The organism is bacterium, assembly GCA_016124905.1.
Lineage (GTDB): Bacteria > Pseudomonadota > Alphaproteobacteria > Rickettsiales > RI-342 > RI-342.
The window spans coordinates 1-22,289 of the sequence record WGMV01000026.1 but is presented as its reverse complement, the minus strand read 5'-3'; the positions used below and the strand labels follow the sequence as shown (position 1 = coordinate 22,289).

At 58.9% G+C, this 22,289-nt stretch carries 19 protein-coding genes, 1 tRNA gene and 1 pseudogene; 13 read left to right on the top strand and 8 right to left on the bottom strand.

Translation table 11 applies throughout. From position 1 onward, the window contains the following. Positions 1-27: 27 nt before the first annotated feature. The 7 genes from GC177_07270 (at position 28) to GC177_07240 (ending at position 7,376) form a co-directional block, all read left to right on the top strand. Positions 28-1,194 (top strand): DUF2336 domain-containing protein, encoded by a 1,167-nt coding sequence (locus GC177_07270; GenBank protein MBI1275754.1) that lies wholly within the window; start codon positions 28-30, stop codon positions 1,192-1,194. A gap of 8 nt (positions 1,195-1,202) precedes the next feature. Next, positions 1,203-1,421: a hypothetical protein gene (locus GC177_07265; GenBank protein ID MBI1275753.1), complete on the top strand. Its 219-nt coding sequence runs from the start codon at positions 1,203-1,205 to the stop codon at positions 1,419-1,421. Then, positions 1,418-1,870 (top strand): DUF2335 domain-containing protein, encoded by a 453-nt coding sequence (locus GC177_07260; GenBank protein MBI1275752.1) that lies wholly within the window; start codon positions 1,418-1,420, stop codon positions 1,868-1,870. Before GC177_07265 ends, GC177_07260 begins: the two co-directional genes overlap by 4 nt. A gap of 121 nt (positions 1,871-1,991) precedes the next feature. Further along, on the top strand, positions 1,992-4,079 hold the full coding sequence (gene aroA, locus GC177_07255) for a 3-phosphoshikimate 1-carboxyvinyltransferase (protein ID MBI1275751.1): 2,088 nt from the start codon (positions 1,992-1,994) through the stop codon (positions 4,077-4,079). A 124-nt stretch (positions 4,080-4,203) separates the two neighbouring features. After that, entirely contained in the window at positions 4,204-5,970 is a 1,767-nt protein-coding gene (locus GC177_07250; protein MBI1275750.1) for a 30S ribosomal protein S1, read from the top strand. A gap of 16 nt (positions 5,971-5,986) precedes the next feature. Continuing rightward, complete coding sequence (sppA, locus tag GC177_07245) at positions 5,987-6,889, top strand: signal peptide peptidase SppA (GenBank protein MBI1275749.1); 903 nt, start codon at positions 5,987-5,989, stop codon at positions 6,887-6,889. Between the two features lie 202 nt (positions 6,890-7,091). Beyond that, complete coding sequence (locus tag GC177_07240) at positions 7,092-7,376, top strand: integration host factor subunit beta (GenBank protein MBI1275748.1); 285 nt, start codon at positions 7,092-7,094, stop codon at positions 7,374-7,376. A gap of 60 nt (positions 7,377-7,436) precedes the next feature. Here GC177_07240 and GC177_07235 read toward each other — a convergent pair whose 3' ends face one another. Continuing rightward, complete coding sequence (locus GC177_07235) at positions 7,437-7,991, bottom strand: hypothetical protein (protein MBI1275747.1); 555 nt, start codon at positions 7,989-7,991, stop codon at positions 7,437-7,439. Between the two features lie 316 nt (positions 7,992-8,307). Between GC177_07235 and GC177_07230 the strand changes: the two are divergent. The 4 genes and pseudogenes from GC177_07230 to GC177_07215 all read left to right on the top strand — a co-directional run bounded on the left by GC177_07230 (position 8,308) and on the right by GC177_07215 (position 13,594). Then, positions 8,308-8,391: pseudogene (locus GC177_07230) on the top strand (DNA-binding protein). A 695-nt stretch (positions 8,392-9,086) separates the two neighbouring features. Then, a complete protein-coding gene (locus GC177_07225) occupies positions 9,087-10,289 on the top strand; it encodes an efflux RND transporter periplasmic adaptor subunit (protein MBI1275746.1) in 1,203 nt (400 codons plus the stop codon). Continuing rightward, on the top strand, positions 10,286-12,235 hold the full coding sequence (gene macB / locus GC177_07220; GenBank protein MBI1275745.1) for a MacB family efflux pump subunit: 1,950 nt from the start codon (positions 10,286-10,288) through the stop codon (positions 12,233-12,235). Before GC177_07225 ends, macB begins: the two co-directional genes overlap by 4 nt. Positions 12,236-12,244: 9 nt before the next feature. Continuing rightward, the gene (locus GC177_07215; GenBank protein ID MBI1275744.1) at positions 12,245-13,594 is read left to right on the top strand and encodes an efflux transporter outer membrane subunit; all 1,350 of its coding nucleotides are present in this window, start codon (positions 12,245-12,247) and stop codon (positions 13,592-13,594) included. Here GC177_07215 and GC177_07210 read toward each other — a convergent pair. The 5 genes from GC177_07210 to GC177_07190 all read right to left on the bottom strand — a co-directional run bounded on the left by GC177_07210 (position 13,583) and on the right by GC177_07190 (position 17,865). Further along, positions 13,583-14,023, bottom strand: a complete 441-nt coding sequence (locus tag GC177_07210; GenBank protein MBI1275743.1) for a GNAT family N-acetyltransferase — start codon at positions 14,021-14,023, stop codon at positions 13,583-13,585. The genes GC177_07215 and GC177_07210 overlap by 12 nt on opposite strands. Beyond that, the gene (locus GC177_07205) at positions 14,013-15,182 is read right to left on the bottom strand and encodes a redoxin domain-containing protein (protein ID MBI1275742.1); all 1,170 of its coding nucleotides are present in this window, start codon (positions 15,180-15,182) and stop codon (positions 14,013-14,015) included. Before GC177_07205 ends, GC177_07210 begins: the two co-directional genes overlap by 11 nt. A 204-nt stretch (positions 15,183-15,386) precedes the next feature. Continuing rightward, positions 15,387-15,462, bottom strand: a tRNA-Lys gene (locus GC177_07200). Positions 15,463-15,607: 145 nt separating this feature from the next. Next, a complete protein-coding gene (gene hemA, locus GC177_07195; protein MBI1275741.1) occupies positions 15,608-16,903 on the bottom strand; it encodes a 5-aminolevulinate synthase in 1,296 nt (431 codons plus the stop codon). Then, entirely contained in the window at positions 16,864-17,865 is a 1,002-nt protein-coding gene (locus tag GC177_07190) for a heme A synthase (protein MBI1275740.1), read from the bottom strand. Before GC177_07190 ends, hemA begins: the two co-directional genes overlap by 40 nt. A gap of 124 nt (positions 17,866-17,989) precedes the next feature. Here GC177_07190 and GC177_07185 point away from each other — a divergent pair, with 124 nt between their 5' ends. After that, a complete protein-coding gene (locus GC177_07185; GenBank protein MBI1275739.1) occupies positions 17,990-19,399 on the top strand; it encodes a hypothetical protein in 1,410 nt (469 codons plus the stop codon). A gap of 14 nt (positions 19,400-19,413) precedes the next feature. Continuing rightward, positions 19,414-19,800 carry a hypothetical protein gene (locus GC177_07180; protein MBI1275738.1) on the top strand — a complete coding sequence of 129 codons (387 nt, stop codon included), beginning with the start codon at positions 19,414-19,416 and terminating at the stop codon, positions 19,798-19,800. 333 nt (positions 19,801-20,133) lie between these two features. Here GC177_07180 and GC177_07175 read toward each other — a convergent pair whose 3' ends face one another. Together GC177_07175 and GC177_07170 are read right to left on the bottom strand one after the other, a co-directional pair. After that, positions 20,134-20,937: a DUF45 domain-containing protein gene (locus GC177_07175; protein ID MBI1275737.1), complete on the bottom strand. Its 804-nt coding sequence runs from the start codon at positions 20,935-20,937 to the stop codon at positions 20,134-20,136. Then, the gene (locus GC177_07170; protein ID MBI1275736.1) at positions 20,879-22,288 is read right to left on the bottom strand and encodes a 3-deoxy-7-phosphoheptulonate synthase class II; all 1,410 of its coding nucleotides are present in this window, start codon (positions 22,286-22,288) and stop codon (positions 20,879-20,881) included. The genes GC177_07175 and GC177_07170 overlap by 59 nt, the downstream gene beginning before the upstream one ends. Position 22,289: the final 1 nt, after the last annotated feature.

Below are 22,289 nucleotides of genomic sequence, written 5' to 3'. Positions count from 1 at the left end.
TTCCAATGCATAAAGTAAATCAACGACATGCAACATGGCGCGCCAATGACTATGCCGAAGCCGTCCAATCAACCGTTGAACGTCAATGATCTGCTGAGTCTGGCGCAGGATCCTTCTTCCAATACACGCGCCGCCCTTGCCATGAAAATTGGCCAGCGCATGGAGGAGGCCACGCAGAGTGAGCGCGAATATCAGCTGACGCTGGACATTGCCTACCTTCTTGCGCGCGATAAACAGCGCGATGTGCGCATGGCCATGGCCGACGGCATCAAAACATCCAACCACACGCCGATGGACATGCTGCTGGAACTCGCCCACGATGCCGACCCCGAGGTCGCCGCGCGCATACTCCAGCATTCCCATCGCATACAGGATGAGGAGCTGATGGCCATCATTCAGGCCACGCAGCAGGTCGTCCGCCTGCTGGCCATTGCCCGCCGCAACCAGGTTTCGGTGCAGGTGGTGGGGGCATTGGTGGAACGCAAGATTCACGAGGTCTGCCACGCCCTGCTGGAAAATACCGGCGCGGAGATTGACGATAAACACTACCATCACATTGCCGATGAGTTTTACGATTCCGACGACATCATGCAGGCCTTCATGAAGCGTCATCCCATTCCCGCCAAGGCGGTGAAGCACATGGTGGAGCGCTCCACCAGTATGTCCAAGGAGCGTATCGTCGCCAAACGCGAACGCCAGATGTTTGAGCATGACGAGGTAGACCCGGGCATTCTGGAGGATCTGGATCGCGTGATGGCGCTTGGAAATGTGCCCAATGATGTAAAATGCTCCGAGCTAGCGGATTATTTCAACCGCGAGGGCGCCTTGTCGCCGATTTTTCTTGCAGCCATCCTGATGCTCGGCAATCACCGGCTTTTCATGTCCTGCATGGCGGTGCGCAGCAAAATGGACATGAAGAAGGTGGCCGATCTCTACACCGGCAATTACCACAGCTTCCGCCAGTTTTATGATATGTCACGCCTGCCTTACGGCATGCACCGCCTCTTCTGGCACCTCAAATGCTGCGTGGATGAGATTGTGGACATGAAGCTGCAGCCCAACAGCTACGAATTTTTCACCACCGCATCCCAGATGCTTGATATTGCGGATATGGAATGCATCCCTTACACCAACAGGGTAGGATATGCGGCGGCGAAGATTCTCATGAACTATTTTGTCAGCAAACAGAATTAGGAAGCGCGATGGTGGATGGTCTGAAGCAGTTTTTTCGCTTCATGGGCTCCGCGCTCTATGCGCCTTATTATGTGTATGGCGCGCATGCGCGGCAGTGGATTTCTCCCCGCCGCAGTACGGATGCCTGCCTGATGCTGGACCATCTCAATATTTCGCAGGATGCGCACCGCGTCTTTAAGCAATGGATCACCGAACACGCCGAGATACCGCAGGATAAGCACCCATGAGCATACGCACCCGCCCCGTTGAACGCGCCATGGAGTTTCTGCCCGCGCCGGAAACGCTACAGGCCTATAACAATGTTATCGCCGGCTCGGCGGAAACCATTCTGGCACTGCTTGAAAAAGAGCAGCAGCACCGTCACCAGATGGAAGAAAAACTGGCGCAGATTCAGCAATCGGGCATGTATTTCGGGCAGATTCTTTCCTTCATCGTCGCCATGACGGTGGTAATCGGCAGCATCGTGCTCGGGCTCAACGGCCAGGCCGAGCTTGCCGCCGGTCTCGGCTTTGTGGGCCTCACCTGCATGACGGTGGGCTACGTGAAGGGCAGGGAGCTAACGCGCCAGGCCAGCCGAAAAACCAAGGTGGCCGTTTCCTCCCCGGGGGATGAAACCTCGGCCAGAAGCCCAATCACCATCGGCCCCGCCAGGCACCGGGCGAACATCCCGCTCTGATTTCATATTCTCTATATTCTTGGCGTCATTCCCCGTCGTTACGGATTGCCTCGCCTACAATGACGAAGCCCTCAAGCAGAAAACACTTGCGCTAGCCGATAGCGAATGCTGATTAAGGGGCATGGAATCACACGATCACATCCGCAAGCCCGCCACGTCCCACGCAAGCCCCAGCCTCAACGGCACGGCCTATGTCCCGGGCGATAAATCCATCTCCCACCGCTCCCTGATGCTGGCCTCCCAGGCCATCGGCACCACGGAGATCTACGGGCTGCTGGAAGGCGAGGATGTCCACCGCACCGCCGATGCGCTTCGCCTGATGGGCGTGGGCATTCAGCGTGTCGGCAAAGGCTACTGGCACGTCAAGGGCCTTGGGGTAGGCGGCCTGCACGAGCCCGAAAACATCCTCGACATGGGCAATTCCGGCACCAGCACCCGTCTGCTGATGGGCCTGGTCACGCCCTATGGTTTCAACAGCTTCTTCACCGGCGATGCCAGCCTGCGCCGCCGCCCGATGGGCCGCATCATCACCCCGCTGGAGCAGATGGGCGCGCGCATCCTTTCCCGCAGCCGTGGCGGCAAGTCGGGCCTGCTGCCTCTTTTGCTGCAGGGCACGGATATGCCGCTGCCCATCCAGTACCGCCTGCCGGTGGCTTCCGCCCAGGTGAAATCCGGCGTGCTGCTGGCCGCGTTAAATACCCCCGGCGTCACCACCGTCATCGAGCCCGCCCCCACGCGCGACCATACGGAGCGCATGCTCCGCCATTTCGGCGCAAGATTGATGCAGGAAACCGACAAGGACGGCGCCATCTCCATCAGGCTGGAAGGCCAGCAGGACCTCATTGCCCCCGCCGAGCCGCTCCACGTCCCGGCGGATCCTTCCTCGGCCGCATTTCCTGCCGTAGCCGCGCTCATCACGCAACATAGCGACATCACCCTGCCGAGCGTGGGCATGAACCCCCACCGCATCGGCTTGTTCGAAACGCTGAAGGAAATGGGCGCGGACATCGAATGGCGCAACCCGCGCGAGATGTCGGGCGAGCCGGTGGCCGATCTGCGCATCCGCAGCAGCCGCCTGAGGGCCGTCATCGTGCCCGCCAGCCGTGCGCCGAGCATGATCGACGAATATCCCATCCTGGCCGTCGCCGCCGCCTGCGCGGAAGGCACCAGTATCTTTTACGGCCTTTCCGAACTAACCGTAAAGGAAAGCAACCGCCTCGAAGCCGTCATGGAAGGCCTGCTCGCCTGCGGCGTCCATGCCGAAACCGGCAAGGACGAGCAGGGCGAACCCTGGCTGAAAGTCACCGGCAATGCCGAAATCCAGGGCGGCGCTACCATCCAGGCGCAGCTGGACCACCGCATCGCCATGGCCTTCCTCGTGCTCGGTCTAGTCGCCCGCCGCCCGGTCATCATCGACGATGGCAGCCCGATTGCCACCAGCTTCCCCAACTTCATCTCCCTCATGCAGGCGCTCGGCGCCGATATGGAGATGGAGGAGGAAGCCCCGGTGCTGGCAGCCCCACCCGCCGGTGTGGAAACCAAAACCCGAGGCCCCATCCAGAGCCTCTGCATCGCCATCGACGGCCCTGCCGCATCCGGCAAGGGCACCCTGGCACGGCGCCTTGCCAGCTATTTCGGCCTGTCCTATCTCGATACCGGCCGCCTCTATCGCGCCGTGGGGCTGAAACTGCTTAACCTCAACCTCGACCCCTCGGACGAGGAGGAGGCCCTGAAAGCCGCGCGTGACCTGCGCGATGAGGACCTGCTCAACCCGCGCCTGCGGCAGGAGAATGTCGGCAACGCCGCCTCCATCGTCTCCGCCAGCCCGCTGGTGCGCCAGGCCCTGCTGGAATACCAGCAGCAATATGCCCGCCGCCTGGGCGGGGCTATCCTGGACGGGCGCGACATCGGCACTGTCGTCTGCCCGGACGCCGAGGTGAAATTCTACATCACTGCCAGCGTGGAAGCCCGCGCCCGCCGCCGTTTTCAGGAAGTGGAAGGCTTTGAGGCCCAAGTGGATTACGACACCGTGCTGGCCGAGCTCCGCGCCCGTGACGAGCGCGACCAGAAACGCGCGGTCGCCCCGCTGAAACCCGCGAAAGACGCCATCATCATCGACACGTCCGACATGGAGCCGACAGAAGTCTTCAACAAGGCCGTGGAGATCATCGAGTCCCACCTGCGCCGCCCACAGGCAAAAGCGTCCTAGGCGTTGTAATACGTGGTTTATACGCTTGCTTTTTGCTTGAAAATCCCTATGTTCCGCCCTTCCTGCGCCGGGCGGCTTTCCGTCTGGCGTCTGTATTAACCCTAACCAAAAGTCAGGATAATCTATGTCCTCTGCTACCGCAGCCTCCGCATGGAGTGATCAAACCGACGAAAATTTCGGTGATCTGTTTAAGGAATTCATCAAGTACAGTGAAACCCGTGAAGGCAATGTCGCCATGGGCACCGTGCTTCGCATTGAAAAAGATAATGTGATCGTGGAAGTCCCGGGCCTTAAGTCCGAAGGCCGCGTACCGCTGCGCGAATTCGCGCTGCTGCAGGCCAAAGGCGAGCTTCAGCCGGGCGACGAAGTTGAGATTTACGTGGAGCGTTTTGAAAACTCCCACGGTGAAACCGTCCTCAGCTTCGAAAAAGCCCTCCGCGAAAAAGCCTGGGAAAAGCTGGAAAAAGCCAGCGAATCCGGCCAGCGTGTTCAGGGTACCATCTTCGGTCGCGTCAAAGGCGGCTTCACGGTGGATCTGGGCGGTGCGGTTGCGTTCCTTCCCGGCAGCCAGGTGGATATCCGCCCCGTGCGCGATATCGAGCCCTTGATGGGCATCGCCCAGCCGTTCGTGATCCTGAAAATGGACCGTCGCCGTGGCAACATCGTGGTGTCCCGCCGCGCGATTCTCGAAGAATCCCGCCAGGAAGCCCGCAAGGAAATCCTCCAGAACATCCTGGAAGGCCAGGTGATGGAAGGTATCGTGAAGAACATCACCGATTACGGTGCGTTCATTGACCTCGGCGGTGTCGACGGTCTGCTCCACGTGACCGATATTTCCTGGAAGCGCATCAACCACCCGAGCGAGATGCTGACCCTCGGTCAGACCGTGAAGGTGATGGTGACCAAGTACAACCAGGAAAACCAGCGTATCTCTCTTGGCATGAAACAGCTTGAGAGCAACCCGTGGGATAACATCGAAGCCCGCTTCCCGACCGGCCTGAAAATGCGCGGTACCGTGACCAACATCACGGATTACGGCGCGTTTGTTGATCTCGGCGATGGCATCGAAGGCCTTGTTCACGTCTCCGAAATGAGCTGGACGAAGAAAAACATCCATCCGGGCAAAATCGTTTCCACCAGCCAGGAAGTGGATGTGGTGGTGCTGGCCGTTGAGCCTGCCAAACACCGCATTTCGCTTGGCATGAAACAGTGTGAAGCCAACCCGTGGGAGGCATTCGCCAAAAACCACAAGGAAGGTGACCTGGTGGAAGGCGAAGTTCGCAACATCGCCGATTTCGGCGTGTTCGTGGCGCTCGATGGCGGCATCGAAGGTCTGGTGCATGCATCCGATCTCAGCTGGGATCAAGCCGGTGAAGAAGCCATCAAAGCCTACAAGCGTGGCGACATGGTGAAAGCCAAGGTGCTTGAGATCGACGTGGAAAAAGAGCGCGTCGGCCTCGGCATCAAGCAACTGGTGGAAGGCAAAGGCAACACGGCCTCTTCCGGCAGCGGCAGCAGCGCCTCCGGCGACCTGAAGAAAGGCTCGACCGTTACCTGCACGGTGACGGCTGTGTCCGACGACGGGATCGAAGTGGACGCCAACGGCTCCAAAGGCTTCATCAAACGTTCCGACCTCTCCCGCGACCGCAGCGAACAGCGCCCCGAGCGTTTTGCCGCTGGTGACCGCGTGGATGCCAACGTCGTGTCCGTCGACAAGAAATCCGGCAAGCTCACCCTCTCCATCAAAGCCCTTGAGGTGGATGAAGAGAAGCGCGCCGTGGCCGAGTACGGCTCCACCGATAGCGGTGCATCCCTGGGCGACATCCTGGGCGCTGCGCTGAACAAAGCGTCGGAAGAGCAGGGCAAAGCCAAGAAAACCAAAAAAGCCTAAGTAAGGTACTATCTCCATGATTACGCACACGGATGCCTTTCTTGACCGCGTCAAGCTGAAGCGTTCGGTGCGCATATGGAAGCTGCTCAGCATGGTGGCCATCGCGATTGCGGTGGTTGCCATGCTGAAAAGCGGCGCTAACGGCCCTATTGCGGGGGGCGAATACATTGCCCGGTACAATCTGGAGGGCATGATCCTCGATGACCCGGCCCGCGTGAAATTATTTAATGATATCAAAGAGAACAAGCGCGCCAAAGCGCTGCTCCTCAGCATCGACAGCCCAGGCGGCACGGCCGTTGGCGGCGAGACCATCTACAAGCAACTGCGTCTCATCTCCGCCGAGAAGCCGGTGGTCGTGGTCATGCGCGGCATGGCAACCTCGGCTGCTTACATGGCCGCCATTGCGGGTGACCGCATCTTTTCCCACGAGGGCAGCATCACCGGTTCCGTCGGTGTGCTGATGCAAAGCGTGGAAGTGACGGAACTCGCCCATAAGCTTGGTATCAAGCCCATCACCATCAAATCTGGTGAGCTGAAGGCCAGCCCATCCCCTGTAGAGGAAGCCACGCCAGAGGCGCTGGAGGCGATCCAGGTGGTGATTGATGACTTTTTTCATTATTTCCTCGGTATCGTCAAAGAGCGTCGCAAGCTGGATGACAAAACCATCGCCGTCATTAAAGATGGCCGCGTCTTCACAGGGCGGCAGGCGCTGGAACTGAAACTGGTGGATGAAATCGGCGGCGAGCCAGAGGCCGAAGCCTGGCTGCATGAAACCCTCCATAACAAGGATATCCCTGTGGTGGAAGTGAAAGAGGAAACCCAGCCGGGTGAGTGGCTGGACAAGAATGTCTTCTCCCGCTTTATGGGAGATGTACTGAATGGAAAAAACCACCTGGGGTTGATGGCTGTTTGGCAATAAATACCGTTTGCAAGCATAGGTTTAAAATCGTTCTAAACATGCTTAACAATGTGCTTGCTTTATGGGTTTTTTAGTGTTTTTACTATGAAAAGAATATGGTTTTTGCTTGGCAACTACTGTATTCTCATAACATTATGTTGCGGTGCAACCATTGGGCGATTAATTCACCATCCGCCCCTTAAAATTGACTATTGAGGACGCCATGACCAAATCAGATCTAATACAACAGCTGGCACGCAAATATCCGCATCTGTACCAGCGTGATATCGAGAAGCTGGTCAACACGGTATTCGGTGAAATTTCCACCGCCATGTCAAACGGTCGCCGCATTGAACTTCGCGGCTTTGGTGCATTTTCCGTGCGTGAGCGCAAGGCCCGCACAGCGCGCAATCCCCGCACCGGTGATAAGGTGGAAGTCGGTCTTCGTTTTGCTCCCTATTTCCGTATGGGCAAGGAACTGCGCGAACGCCTCAACAAAAAAGCCTAGTTCTGCTATAAATAGAAAAACGGCGCCTGTTTAGGCGCCGTTTTTTATTGTCTCGGGTGTTTAATGCCACATGGTGCCGGATTCGGCGGCTTCCGCAGCCTGCTGGCTTTTGGAAAAACGCGCATTATCTTTTTGTTCTATTTCCGTTTTTCCAGGCAGCTGTTTGCTGTCATACATCCGGTCGTCAATGATGATGTTGGCGCTGGTTTTGGCGGCTGGTTTGGCGGAGGGTGCGGCGGGAGGCGGCTTGGGAAGCTCGCGGATCATCACCGGCTCAACGCTTGGTGGTGGCGGTTCTTCAACCGCTTCAAACGTAATGGGAAGCGACGCGGCTGGAATAGTGGCCACGCTGCCGACGCCGGCAAGGCGCGTCTGCTGGCCCTGCTGCGGCGTGGCGTAACAATCCACATCGCCCAGCGTATTGTAGCAATAAACGGCGATCGGCGTACGCGGTTCCGGCACATCCGACGTGGGGGACATACCCGCCATGGAGCGGATTTTCTTGCGTGTCAGCTGCACGGTCTGCTCGGCGCCGTCCAGCACGGGCACGGCCAGGGCGCAGCCTGTAACGGCAAGGCATCCGGCCAGCATGGTGAAACGTAGCAATGCGCGCATAAACCCCTCAAATCATCTATTTTGAATTAGGAATGCAAGAGACGTGCCAACTGCAAGCATAATGAAACCGGACTAAAAAACAACGCGTTGGCGGCAAATGCCCGTTATGTGCATAAAAGCCTTTGCGGCCGGGGGATGTCGGGCTAAACATGGCCTGAGAATCTGTCGATCTTCTTGAATCTTTGTGGATGGATGACGAATGCGCCTTTTCCTGGTCATGCTTCTGTCTTTCTGCCTGCTGATGGTGCAGGATGGGGATGCGGCACAGAAGAAAGCCAAATCCAAGGCGAAAGCCTACCCAACCGGCACGCTTCAGGCCAAAAAATCGCCTGCCAAATCCACCGCGGCAAAAGCGGCTGCGGCCACGGCGGCGCCTGCGGCAGCGGCGGCCGCGCAAAAGGGCGTGCACCCCACCGTGCAATACCTGGAATGCTCGGAAATGAGCCAGAACCAGCCGGACAAAACCCTGGCGATGATCGAGGCGTCCCCCTCCCAGGCGGATGACCCTTCCATCCAGCATTGCAAGGCCATGGCGCTGTATAATCTGGGCCGCTTTCAGGAGGCGGGCACGCTGCTCAACCAACTCACCCTGCAATATGAAAAAACGAGGGTCGCCCTTGCGCTGGACCTGCTTCAGCAAGCTTACCGCGCCTGGCAGATGGCCGAGGACAAACCCCAGGTGCTGAACACGCTCAACCACGCGGTTTCCCTATCCCTGGTCAATAACCAAACGCAGCTAGGCCAATATTGGCTGGAGGAACGCGCCAGCTGGCTGGCAGAGAATGAAAAGGCGGACCGCTCCGTGCAGGACTGGGACCATCTTCTCACCATGGCCCCCACCCATGCGCCCTGGCTGGTGGGCCGCGCCCAGGCGTTCGACCGCCTTGGCCAGCGCAACCTCGCCCAGGCGGATTACCGGCAGGCGCTGGTCTATGATCCCGCCAATAAGGATGCCCGCAAGGGCCTGACCGCAAAATAACCGAAAAATGACCGGCTTATTGAGGCTCCGCTTATATCACTCCCAGCGAAGGATTTTGTTTCGCTATCCGTATTATCTTATGAAAGCCGCAACCTCTTGTGGTTAAGGTAATAAAAATGGCGGATAGAATGAAAAAATCCCGCAAATTATGGATCATCCTGTGCCTGCTGCTGCTTGCCGGTGGCGCCTGGTGGAAATTCGGGCCAGGCCTGGATGATGAAGACGTGCAAAACAGCCGGACCGTAAAGGTAACGCGTGAAACCATTGAAGAAACGGTGACCGCCCAGGGCAAGCTGGAACCCAAGGAATATGTGGATGTCGGCGCTCAAGTGTCCGGCCAGCTGAAAAAGCTGCATGTGGAAATCGGCGATGTGGTCAAAAAGGGCGACCTGCTGGCCGAGCTGGACCCCCGCGTCTACGAATCCCGCGTGGAGGGCGACAAGGCCCGCCTGCGCACGCTGGAAGCCCAGCTCAACCAGCAAAAGGCGCAGGCTGTTTTCGCTGGCCAGCAATATGAACGCAACAAACGCCTGATGGAAGCCAAGGCCGTCAGCCAGGAAGCCTTACAGGAAAGCCTCTCCGCCCTGAAAGTGGCCGATGCCGGCGTAGCGTCCAGCAAGGCGCAGATCGAGGAGATCAACTCCACCCTGGAAGGGGACATGGCCAATCTCAGCTACACCAAAATCTATGCCCCGATGGACGGCACCGTGGTGCTTCAGCCGACCCGCGAAGGCCAGACGGTGAACGCCAGCCAGACCGCCCCGGTCATCGTCCAATTGGCCGACCTCGATGTAATGACCGTGAAAGCCCAGGTGGCCGAGGCCGATGTGATGCGCCTGAAGGAAGGCATGGAAGTCTCCTTCACCACGCTCGGCAACCTCGAGCGCCGCTGGAAGGGTAAATTATGGCAGATTCAGCCCTCGCCGGAAGTAATCAACGACGTGGTGCTCTACGATGCGCTGATCGACGTGGACAACAAGGACCGCCAGTTGATGACCGGCATGAGCGTACAGGTGTTCTTCGAGCTGCAGCGCGCCGACAATGTGCTGACCATTCCGGTGGAGGCGCTCGGCAAACGCGTAAAAGCGCAGGATAGCGAACAACTGGGCCAGGCCTACATGGCGCATGTGAAGGACGGCAAGAAAACCACCGACAAGCTCGTGCATATCGGCCTCATGAGCCGCACCCAGGCTGAGGTCAAGGACGGGCTGACCGAGAACGACGAACTGGTCATCAGGCAGCGCCCCACTGGCAACAAGCAAACCGGCGGTAAGGCCGCCGGCGGCCGCAGCGGTATGCGCGGAGGGCCGCGCCTGTGACACCCGGCCAGAAACCCGTGCTGCAGCTTGAGGGCATCACGCGCCATTACGGCAGCGGCGATACCATCGTGCGCGCGCTGGATGGCGTCTCGCTCACCATTTATCCAGGCGAGTTCGTCGCCATCATGGGCCAGCCCGGCTCGGGCAAATCGACCCTCATGAACATCATCGGCTGCCTGGATAAGCCTTCCTCCGGCAGCTACCGCGTGCTGGGCAGGGAAGCCGCCCACATGGGGCCGGACGAGCTGGCCACCCTCCGTCGCGACGGCTTCGGCTTCGTGTTCCAGCGTTACAACCTGCTCACCACCTCCACGGCGGAAGAGAATGTGGAGATACCCTCCATCTACAAAGGCATGGACAAGCAACGCCGCATTGCCCGCGCGCGCCAGCTGCTCACCCGTCTTGGAATTGGTGAGCGCGCCGACCACCGCCCCTCCCAGCTTTCCGGCGGCCAGCAGCAGCGCGTGGCCATCGCCCGCGCCCTGATGAACGATCCGCCCATCATCCTGGCCGACGAACCCACCGGCGCGCTCGACAGCCGCAGCAGCCAGGAAGTGATGGAACTACTGAAAGACCTGCACAAGGAAGGCCGCACCATCATCCTCATCACGCACGATGAGCAGGTGGCCCTGCACGCCAAACGCATCATCCGCATTCAGGACGGTAAAATCCTGAGCGACGAGCTGAACGGCGAACAGGTGGAAAACACCGACGCTCAAAAAACCACCGGCATCGGGGAGGCGCACGAAGCCAGCCTCGGCGATGTGACGGAAGCCTCCAAAATGGCCATGCGCTCGCTCAAGGTGAACATCTTCCGCACGGCCTTGACGCTGCTCGGCATCGTCATCGGCGTGGCCTCGGTCATCATCATGCTCGCAGTCGGCGATGGCAGCAAACAGAAGGTGCTGAACCAGATCACCGCCATGGGCACCAACCTGCTCAACGTGCGCCCCGGCGCGCCGGGCATGCGCGGCGCGGGCGACATCATCACCCTCAGCTCGCAGGATGCCGATGCAATTCTCGACATCCCCAATGTCGAACTCACCGTGCCCGAACGCAGCGGCCGCGTCACGGCCCGCTTCGGCAATCTGGATTACCAGACATCCGTGCAGGGCGTAGGGGCGGATTTTTCAAAAGCGCGCGACTGGAGCGTGGTGCAGGGCAGCTTCTTTGCCCGGCGCGATGTGAAAGGCTATGCCCCCGTCGCCCTGCTGGGGCAGACGGTGCTGAACAATCTCTTCCCACATGGCGAAAACCCCATCGGCCAATATGTGCTGCTGAAGAACGTTCCGTTTGAAGTCATCGGCGTGATGGAAGCCAAGGGTGCATCCGGCTTCGGTACCGACCAGGACGACGCGATTTTCGTGCCCTACACAACCGGCATCATCCGCCTTTTCGGCCGTCCCTACCTCAATTCCATCACCGTGAAAGTGACCGATGTCGACCAGATCGACGACACGCAGGACGCCATCACCGAGCTGTTGAAAAACCGCCACCGCACAGAGGATTTCAACATTCGCAATTCCGCTTCCTTTCTGGAAATGGCGACCGAAACACAAAACACCCTCACCGTGCTGCTCGGTGCGGTGGCGGCCATCTCGCTGCTGGTCGGCGGCATCGGCGTGATGAACATCATGCTGGTGAGCGTGACGGAACGCACGCGTGAAATCGGCATCCGCATGGCCACCGGCGCACGCATGAAGGACATCATGCTGCAATTTAATACCGAGGCCGCCGTGGTCTGCACCGTGGGCGGCGTGCTCGGTGTCATCACCGGGTTCGCGGGCGGCTGGCTGCTCACGTTGTTTGATGTCGGCATCAAATTCACGCCGTTCCCCGCCATGCTGGCCTTCGGCTGCGCCGTCGGCACCGGGCTGGTGTTCGGCTATCTTCCCGCCCGCAAGGCCGCCGGGCTTGATCCCGTCGTGGCGCTCGCATCGGAATAGGAGAATCCCATGAAACGCATCATCCCCTTCGCTGTCGTATTGATGCTCACCGGCTGTTCCCTCGTGCCGGAATACATGCGCCCCTCCATGAACACACCCGAAAGCTGGAAGGAGGACACAACCCAGACCACGCAGGAACAGGCGCCTGCAAACTGGTGGAAGAATTTCAATAACGACGAGCTCAATGCACTGGTCGACCAGGCGCTGAAAGAAAACCACGATGTGAAAGCCGGCATCGCACGGGTGGAGCAGGCGAGGGCATCCACCACCGTCGCCGGTGCATCGCTGCTGCCCAATGCCAACGCATCCGGCAATGCCTCCCGCAACGATACGGACAAGACCAAAGCCGATAACAGCGCGCGCATCCAGGGCAGCATTTCCTACGAAGTGGATCTGTTCGGCAAAAACCGAGCCGGTGTGGAAGCCGCCGCCGAGCGCTACACCGCCACGCAATACGATCAGGATGCGCTGCGCATCATTACCGCCGCCGATGTAACGCAGGCCTATTTCAACAGCATCGGCCTGCAAAAACGCCTGGAGATTGCCAGAAAGAACCTCGAAAATCAGGAAGAGGTGTTGAAGATCGTCGATGCGCAATACACCGAAGGTCGCCTGTCGGCGCTTGAGCTCTCCCAGCAGAAATCCCAGCTGGCCAGCAGCCGTGCGCAACTGGCGAGCATTGAAAATCAGCTGGCGCTTTCGCTCAACCAGCTTGCGGTGCTGACCGGTCACGCGCCGAAGGATCTCGTCGCCCCCATCGCATCGCTGGACGATGCCGCCATCCCCGACATCGCCCCCACTTTGCCCTCAGCATTGATTGAGCAGCGCCCCGACATTCGCGCATCGGAAGCAGGCCTGAAAGCGGCCAATGCCGATATCGGCGCGGCGCGCGCAGCCTTCTTCCCCAGCCTGACGCTGAGCGCCAACGCCGCCTTGCTTGCCAGCCCATCCAGCGTGGCCACGGGGCTGGTCGCCTCCATGCTCGCGCCCATCTTTCAAGGCGGCCGCCTGGAAGGCGAACTGGAACGCACCAAGGCACGCCAGCTTGAACTGGCGGAAAATTATCAGCAGATCGTGCTGACCTCCTTCCGCGAAGTGGAGGATGCATTGGCGGGCATCAAATCCAGTGCCGAACGCCAGACCCAGCTGGATATCGCCAGCACCGAAGCGGCGGAGGCCAATCGCATCGCCCGCGCGCGTTACGATGCCGGTGCGACCGATTTCCAGACCTTCCTCGATACGCAGCGCACGCAATTGCAGGCCGATGACGGCGCCATTCAGGCGCGGCTCGACCGCCTCAATGCTGCCGTGCAGCTATACAAGGCCTTGGGTGGGGATGTAAAAATTTCAGCCGAGTGATTTTCGCATGGCGATGTGCGGAACCGTCACTTCCTCAAACACATCCCCATCGCGCCGGTAACCCAGCTTCTCATAAAATCCCGCTGCCTCAAGCCGCGCATGCAGGGTGATTTCCACCAGTCCATGTTGCCGTGCTTCGGATTCCAGCAAGGCTACCAGCTTGCGCCCGAGTGCCAGGTGGCGATGCCGTTCCGCCACGGCCATCTGCCGCAAAATGCCTGTAGGGGGCTCCAGCTGCAGCAGCACGCAGCCCACGGCTTCGTCCTTCAGCCATGCGCCCAGATGCAGGCATTGTGCATCCGGCTCCATATCGCGTTTGCTGATGGTCAATCCCAGTGGAATGCGCAGCCATCTGTTCCTGAGTTCAACCAGCTGGTGATAGGCATCGCTACCAAAATCCACCCGCTTCAATACCAGTTCATCCGGCATCGTTATTCTCTGCCGGTGCTTCGGCGGAAGCCCCGAGCCTCATAATCTCGTTTGAGAGAAATTGCTGGTTCTGTTTACGAAGCTCTGCGGCGGCCTGGTCATAGAAAAAGGGCAAAAACGCATAGCGCGTGCCCTTTGTTACTGGCGTGGCCTCATGCAGCAGCGAGCAGGAAAATACCACCGCTCCGCCTGTTGGCGCACGGTAGGTTCGCGGGCCGAATTCGGGAAAGCGCAGATCGCCGCCTTCAAATTCTTCCGCATTTAAATTGATGGTGCAGGCAAAGCGCCGGTGCGCCGTCGCCCGTGTCGTATTGTCGCGGTGAGAGCGGAAAAAGCCGCCCTCCTGCGCATCGTAACAGGCCACGATGTAACGCTCGATATGCGTGACATGAAACTGGAATGCCTTGCGTATCTCCGGCACCAGCCGCCTGCTGAGCCGGTTGCGGATGGCGATGCGAAGCTGATCATGCTCCGGTGTGTTCTCGAAATTGAAATCGCGCCGTTTCTTGAAATTATTGTCGAGAATCGGCACCGTTTTTTCTCCCCGCTCACGCATGAAGCCGGATTCATAGCCCCCATGCTGCTGATAGAGCGCGATCATCTCCTTGCAGAGCGAGGGCTCAAAGACGCGCGGTAGAATCAGCACCGGCGCGTTCAGAGGAACATTGGCATGGTCGCCGGTGGCAGGCAGGCTACTAAGCAGGTCGGCGAGAATGGCGTTATGGTCCGCATTTTCCATTGGGATATTGGCAATCACGCGTAGGAATGGGTCCAGCACCAGCGTGAATGCGCTATAAACCAGTTCACCTTGTTCGTTCTTTCGTTCGGCATCCAGCGCGCCGTAAAGCGCGCTAACGCTGCGGTCGAAATCCCAGAAAAACCGAATGCCGGGCTTTTGCGGCACCATGCGGTGCTCCGTTTCATCCGCCGGGTCGATGCTCACGCCGAAAAAGGAAAGTTTCAGATCGTCGAAATAATGACGCAGTTCTGTCGTCATAAACTGCAAAATACCGGCGTAATCGGGGCTTGCCACGCTGCCGAAGAAACTCAGCACGGTATATTTTCCCGCCACCGTATCAAAATGAAAGGTGGGGTTGTTGTTGGAACGGCAGGTGAACCACGGCGCCGGGTCACCTACGAATAAGCTGCGAGGGGCCATAATCCTCAGGTTTTAATGATCCAAGCCTAGCCTTAACAGCTTAGTTTGAAAGAAACATTACCACGCCCGGAAAAGGCGATTTCAGGTAATTTATTGATTTGGCATGGAAATGGTGAGTTCGGCGGGACTCGAACCCCAAGTCACGCAGCGCCCGGCATAAGAAGCGGGTTCGCCATGGCGAAATGCGTCGATTCTGAAGGAAGATGGTGAGTTCGGCGGGACTCGAACCCGCGACCCTCTGATTAAAAGTCAGATGCTCTACCGGCTGAGCTACGAACTCACTCTTAAAACCGCCCCCCGGTTCGGGGCGAAAGGAAGCGCACATTACTCAAGCGCGGCGGCTTGTCAACGTTTAAGCGTGCAGTTTTTGAATTATTTCCATCCTGTTTCAATGTAGCCGAAACACGGGCGCAATCGCTCGCCGGTCAAGCGGGGCAGGCCGACGCGTAGCGGATGTTCAAACGGGTAAAGACATCCTTCAGCCCCGCCACCAGTGCATCCTGCATTTCCCTGGTATGCAGCGGGGTCGGCGTGACACGCAGCCTCTCGCCGCCCTTCGGCACGGTGGGATAATTGATCGGCTGAACATAGATGTAATGCTCGGACAACAGCAGGTCGGATGCCTGCTTGCACAGCGCCGGGTCCCCCACCATTACGGGAATGATGTGCGATACGCTGTCGAGAATGGGAATGCCCTCTTCCCTCAGGCGTGTTTTCAGGTAGGCCACGTTGGCCTGCTGCTGGTCACGCTCATACTGGCTCTGGCGCAGGTGTCGCACGCTTGAAAGCGCGCCCGCCGCCAGCACCGGGGGCAGGGCGGTGGTGAAGATAAAGCCGGACGCATAGCTCCGCACCACGTCGATAATCTCGCGGCTGGCGGCGATATAACCGCCCATCACGCCATAGGCCTTGGCAAAGGTCCCCTGGATGATATCCACCTTGTCCATCACCTGATCGCGCTCGGCCACGCCGGCGCCATGGTCGCCATACATGCCCACCGCATGCACCTCGTCCAGATAGGTCAGGGCATTGTACTTCTTGGCAAGCTCGCAGACTTCCTTGATGGGGGCGATATCGCCATCCATCGAATAGACCGATTCGAAGGCGATCAGCTTTGGCGTGTCCAGCGGCTCTTCCTTCAGCAGCTCTTCCAGATGCGCCAGGTCGTTATGGCGGAATATCTGCTTTTTCACACGGCTGTTGCGGATGCCCTGAATCATCGAGGCATGGTTTTTCTCATCCGAAAACACCACGCAGCCCGGCAGCATGGAAAGCAGCGTGTTCAGCGTGGTTTCATTGGCCACATAGCCACACACGAACACCAGCGCGCCGTCTTTATGATGAAGGCTGGCCAGTTCGCGTTCAAGGTCCACAATCACGGAGTGATTGCCGGAGATGTTGCGCGTGCCGCCCGCGCCCGCACCCAGGTCGTCCAGCGCGTGATGCATGGCGTTCAGCACGCTCTGGTGCTGCCCCATGCCAAGATAGTCATTGCTGCACCAGATCACCACATCGCGGTTGCGCTCCACATCGCGTGCAATGGGAAAAGCGCCCACTTTGCGCTCAAGCTGTTTAAAGGTGCGATAGCGTCCTTCGCCCTTCAGCTGGTTCAGCGCGTCTTCAAAATATCCGCCATAATCAATGGCGGGGCGGTTGTCGCTTTCCACCTGTGGGGTGGCGTTTACGCTTTCCTGCGTATGGACGGGGCATTGCTGCTGCATGGCACGAACCAAAAATAACTCACCAGAATGGCCACCAGCGCGAGCGCCGTGACCTGATGCAGGGAGGCAAGCCCCACCGGCACCACGTATAGCAGCGTACTTACACCCAAAACCACCTGACACGCTACCACCAAAATGAGCAAAATGACGTGAGCGCGCACCTTTTCCTGGTAAAATTCATTTCGGGCAACCCAGCTATGCCACAACAGCGCCGTCACGGTCAGGTAAGCCACCATGCGGTGCGTCCATTGCACGGTTGCGTGGTTTTCAATGAAATTTCGCCACAGAGGCTGCAAATCCAGCCATTCGGGGGGCAGCCAATGGCCGTTCATGGTGGGAAAGCTGTTATAAACCAGCCCGGCATCATTACCCGCCACCAGTGCGCCAAGCAGAATTTGCCCACCCAGCATCACGGCAAACAGCTTGCGCGTGCGCATGAGGGCTGACCGTTTGCTGAGTTCGGCCGCAGGACGTTCGGAAAGGTAACGGCATGCCTGCCGCAACAGCAGGATGAAGATGACAAAGGCCATGCCCAGATGCAGCGCAAGCCGCACCGGGCTGACCATCGGCGCATCCACCAGCCCGCTTTTGACCATGAACCAGCCGATGCCGCCCTGTAACCCTCCCAGAGCAAAAATGGCCGTGAGCTTGAGCGTCTCTCTGCCTGAAATGCATTTGGTCGCCGCAAAATAAACCAGCGGCAGCAAAAATACCGCCCCGATAAGGCGGCCGATCAGCCGGTGGATGAATTCCCACCAGAAAATAGCTTTAAAGGCCGCAAGCGTCATGCCGTGGTTTTTCTGGATATATTCCGGACTTTGCTGATAGGCGGAGAAAGCCTCGTTCCATGCCGCGTCGTTCATGGGGGGCAGGGTGCCTTTCAGCGGCGCCCATTCCACGATGGAAAGGCCGGATTCGGTCAGGCGCGTCAGCCCGCCCACCAGCACCATCAGCGCCACCATGAGGCAGCAGGCCAGCAGCCAGTAACCCACTCGCCTTGACGTAACAACTTGCCTTGAAGTGGTTGAAGCAGTGCGCAAGGGCAATTACAACTCATGCTGAAATTCAGACAAGGGGCGCTATAGCATGAATGCAAAAGTGACGCAAACGCGCCGCAAGCAGCCGAAAGCGGCAAGCGCGAAACCGGCCAGGCCGCATCCGTTTGATGCCATGGCCGAACTGGTTGAATCCAGCCCGCAGGCGCTGGCCTGGGTATGGACGGGCGTCACCGCGCTGGCCATCGGCGGCGTTTTCTCCATCCTGCTGGTGCTGTGCCGCACCCCCGGCGTGCAGGAGGCAATGCCCTTCAAGGATTTCTTCCACACCGCACTCGTGGCGCATGTGGATCTCACCGTGCTGGCCTGGTTCATGTCGGTCGCCTGTCTCTGGTGGCATCTGCTTTCGCAGGGGCGAATGCTAATTGTACAGCGTTTTGCCCAGGGCTGTTTCATGACCGGCGTGCTGTTGATGGCGATTGCGCCATTCGCCAGCCGCGATGCCGGCCCGCTGATGAATAATTATGTGCCCGTATTGCAGGAACCGGTTTTTTTCCTTGTGCTGGGCTTCTGGTTTGCCGCGCTGCTGCTGCAAAGCGTTTCCACCCTCTTCGCCATACATATCGGCCGTCACAGCGGCCTGATGACGCTGCTTGGCTGGGCCAGCGCGCTCATCACCTTCACCTCGCTGATGGCGCTGGTGCTGAGTTATAACCTGATGCCCGCGGGCCTCGCGCCGGAGGAATATTTCGAGAAGCTTTTCTGGGCAGGCGGCCATCTGCTCCAGATCAACCACACCCATGTGCTGCTGCTTTGCTGGATGGCCCTGTGCATGGCGCTGGGGTGGAATGTGCAATGGGAACAGAAATGGGCCATGCCGCTGATCGTTCTGGTGACGGCCAGTGTTCCGCTCAGTCTGCTTCCCTTCGGCATATGGCCGGTCAATATGCCGGGCTTTCAGCTTTACTACACGGGGCACATGATGGTGGCGGGTGCGCTTTACCTGCTGCCCTTTGTCTTGTTGCTGCTGCGCTGGCGCGGCAAGCACCGGGAGACGGTGAAAGCCGGGCTGATCCCCATCCGCAACAGCCTTTATGCCTCCATCATGCTCTTTGCCGCGGGTGGTTTCATCGCCACCATGATCCGCGAGGTCGATGTCACCATCCCTGCCCATTATCACGGCAGCATCGTCGGCATCAGCATCGCCTGCATGGGGTTGTTTTACGCGCTGTTGCCGCTGCTCGGAAAGTCACCAGTCACAGGCCGCGCGGGTCGCTGGCAGCCATGGATCTATGGCATCGGTCAACTCATGCATATCAGCGGGCTCTTCATTTCCGGCGGTTATGAAGTGGCGCGCAAAACGACCGAATCCTATCAGGCGATGGGCGCAAAAATCGGCATGGGCATCATGGGGCTCGGCGGCACGGTGGCCATTGTCGGCGGGCTCATGTTCGTCTGGCTGATGATTACCCACCTCCGCCGCCCCAAAACAATTTTATAAGAGGGCGGTCTGATATGCTCGACCGCATTCGGCTATACTGGTGGCAGCGAAGACTGGTCGACGTATCGCGCCAGCTTTCCAAGCGTCTGGAAGATGAACAGCTTCAGGCCCGCGCCTACGCCCTGTGGGAAATGGCCCTGCGCCACCAAAGCATCCTGAAGCCCGCCAGAGGTATCGCCGCAAGACCGCTCTCCATCCTGCATTACCTCGGCGGCCTCATTCTCCCCGCCACACGCATGTACCTGATGCTGGCAGGTCACGACGCACAGCTCGACTATCTCAACATCACCCACCTGCGCTACCATCGCAGCCTGGAAGCCTGCACCAGGAAAATGGAATTCACCGAATCCGGCCCCCTCTGGCGCAAATGCGAACAGGAATCTCTGAGGCTTTTTATCTAATCATCATCTTTTTGTCATTCTCGGGCGCGCAGCGAACCGAGAATCCATATGAAGTGGGTGTCTCAGGGGGGATTCCCGGTTTACGCGATGCACGCCCAAAATTGACAAACCATAAACACTGGAGCGCATCGCGCGACTGGCCCATTGAGGGCCCGCCCGCCAATGCGGGCGTGACAGTGAGCGGAGCGAGCCAACAAAAGGTGGAGCGCATCGCGCGACTGGCCCATTGAGGGCCCGCGCCCTTATTGGGCGCGTCCATGCGGAGCATGGCAATTCAAATTATGCGAGCGGAGCGAGCCACTAAAAACCGTGCATGAATTGATTTAGCTCACGCTAAATCAATTCATGCAGCGTCCAGCCATAATGCTTGAGCCAAGCCTTCGCATGCGGCGTGTGCGGCGCGACTTTTTCCAGCAGCTTCCAGAAAGCCGGGCTGTGGTCGGCATGGCGCAGGTGCGCCAGCTCGTGCGCCACCACGTAATCCATCACCCAATGGGGCGGAATGATAAGGCGCCATTGAAACATGATACGGCCATCGGGATGGCAGCTTCCCCAGCGGCTTTGCGTGTCTTTGAACTGAATGCTCGTCGGGCGCACTTTCAGCAGTTTGGAATAATGCGCCACCATCGGCGCGGCCTGGCGGGCGGCCTCTTCCTTATACCAGCGCTTCAGCAGTCGCGTCAGGTTCCAGGCATCGTCCTCTTCCGGTTCCTCATTGCGCAGCTGAAACACCATCTCGCCGTCGATCAGTTCGGCATTGCCACGCTTATGGCCATATTCCACACGCCAGGGGATCGTCTCGCCGAAATAGGTGACTTCGCTGCCCGGCTCGCCGTCGAATACGCCATATTGCATGCGCTGCGCCACATGGGCTTCCATGCGCTGCCATTGTTCCTGTGCCCAGCGCGCATGCTGGCGGACAAACTCCACCGCGGCTTCCTGACGGTAACGGGATGGCAGCACCAGTGTCACGCCCTCGGGGCTCACCACCAGCTTGTAACGCTTGGCGCGCGCGTTCACACGTTGCAACAACGGCACGCGAATCAGCCGCTCCAACCCGTAGATCGGGCCTTCGCGTCTACGCTGCAAGAGATTTACTACGCCTTTCCTGCGCACGTTTCTTAAGCTCCTCGGCAATCAAAAACGCCATTTCCAAACTTTGGGATGCATTCATGCGCGGATCACAGTGCGTGTGGTAGCGTGCATGCAGATCCAGTTCGGATATGGCTTGCGCGCCGCCCAGGCATTCCGTGACATCCTGCCCCGTCATTTCAAAATGGACACCTCCGGCAATCGTACCCTCTGCTTCGTGAATTGCAAAGAAGCTTTTTAGCTCAGACAAGATATCGTTGAAGCGGCGTGTTTTAATACCATTAGGTGATTTTATGGTGTTTCCGTGCATCGGGTCGGACGACCAGACCACGTGCCGACCCTCTTCCTTGACCTTCCGCACCAGGGCAGGCAGCATTTCGCCGATTTTCCCCGCCCCCATGCGGGAGATAAGCACCAGTTTCCCCGGGATATTGTCCGGATTCAGGGCGTCGATCACCTCAATCAGCTCATCCCCCTTCATGCTGGGGCCTACCTTGACCCCCACAGGGTTCTCAATCCCGCGCATATACTCGATATGCGCCTCGCCGAGCGTCCGCGTCCGGTCGCCGATCCACAGCATATGGGCCGAAAGGTCGTACCATTTGCCGTCAATCTCGTGCTTACGGGTGAAAGCCTGCTCATAATTGAGCAGCAGCCCTTCGTGGGAGGTGAAGAAACGCGCCTCTTTCAGCTGCTCCATATCATCCAGCGGCAACCCGCAGGCCTCAATAAAACCAAGGCAGTCATTGATGTTCTGCACCAGGTCCTTGAAGCGGCGCGCCTGGGGCGAGCGGCTGATGAACTCCGTGTTCCATTCACCGATCTGCTTGAGCGAGGCAAAACCGCCCTTGGCCAGCCCGCGCAGGTAATTCAGCGTGGCCGATGCCTGATGGTAGGCCTGCACCAGACGGGCTGGGTCCGGCTGGCGGCCTTTCATGTCGGCTTCAATGCTGTTGACGATATCGCCCCGGTAGGCCGGGTATTCCACCCCGTCCACCATCTCGGTTCCGGCGGAGCGCGGCTTGGCGAACTGCCCGGCGATGCGCCCCACTTTGATCACAGGGCTGCCCGCGCCATACATCAGGGCCACCGTCATTTGCAGCAACACGCGGAAATATTGCTGAAGGTTCACATGGTTGAATTCCGCAAAGCTCTCCGCGCAATCGCCGCCCTGCAGCAAAAACGCCTGACCGGCGCTTACGCTCGCCAGGTCGCGCCGCAGGTCCTGCACCTCATAGGGGGTCACCAGCGGGGGCAGGGAGGCCAGCTCGCCTTCTACCTTCGCCAGCGCTTCCACATTGGCATAGTCCGGCTGCTGACGAATGGGCAGTGCGCGCCAGCTGTCCGGAGCCCAGTTAGAGGCGGATGAGGCATGATTGGCTGTTTTGGTGGGCATA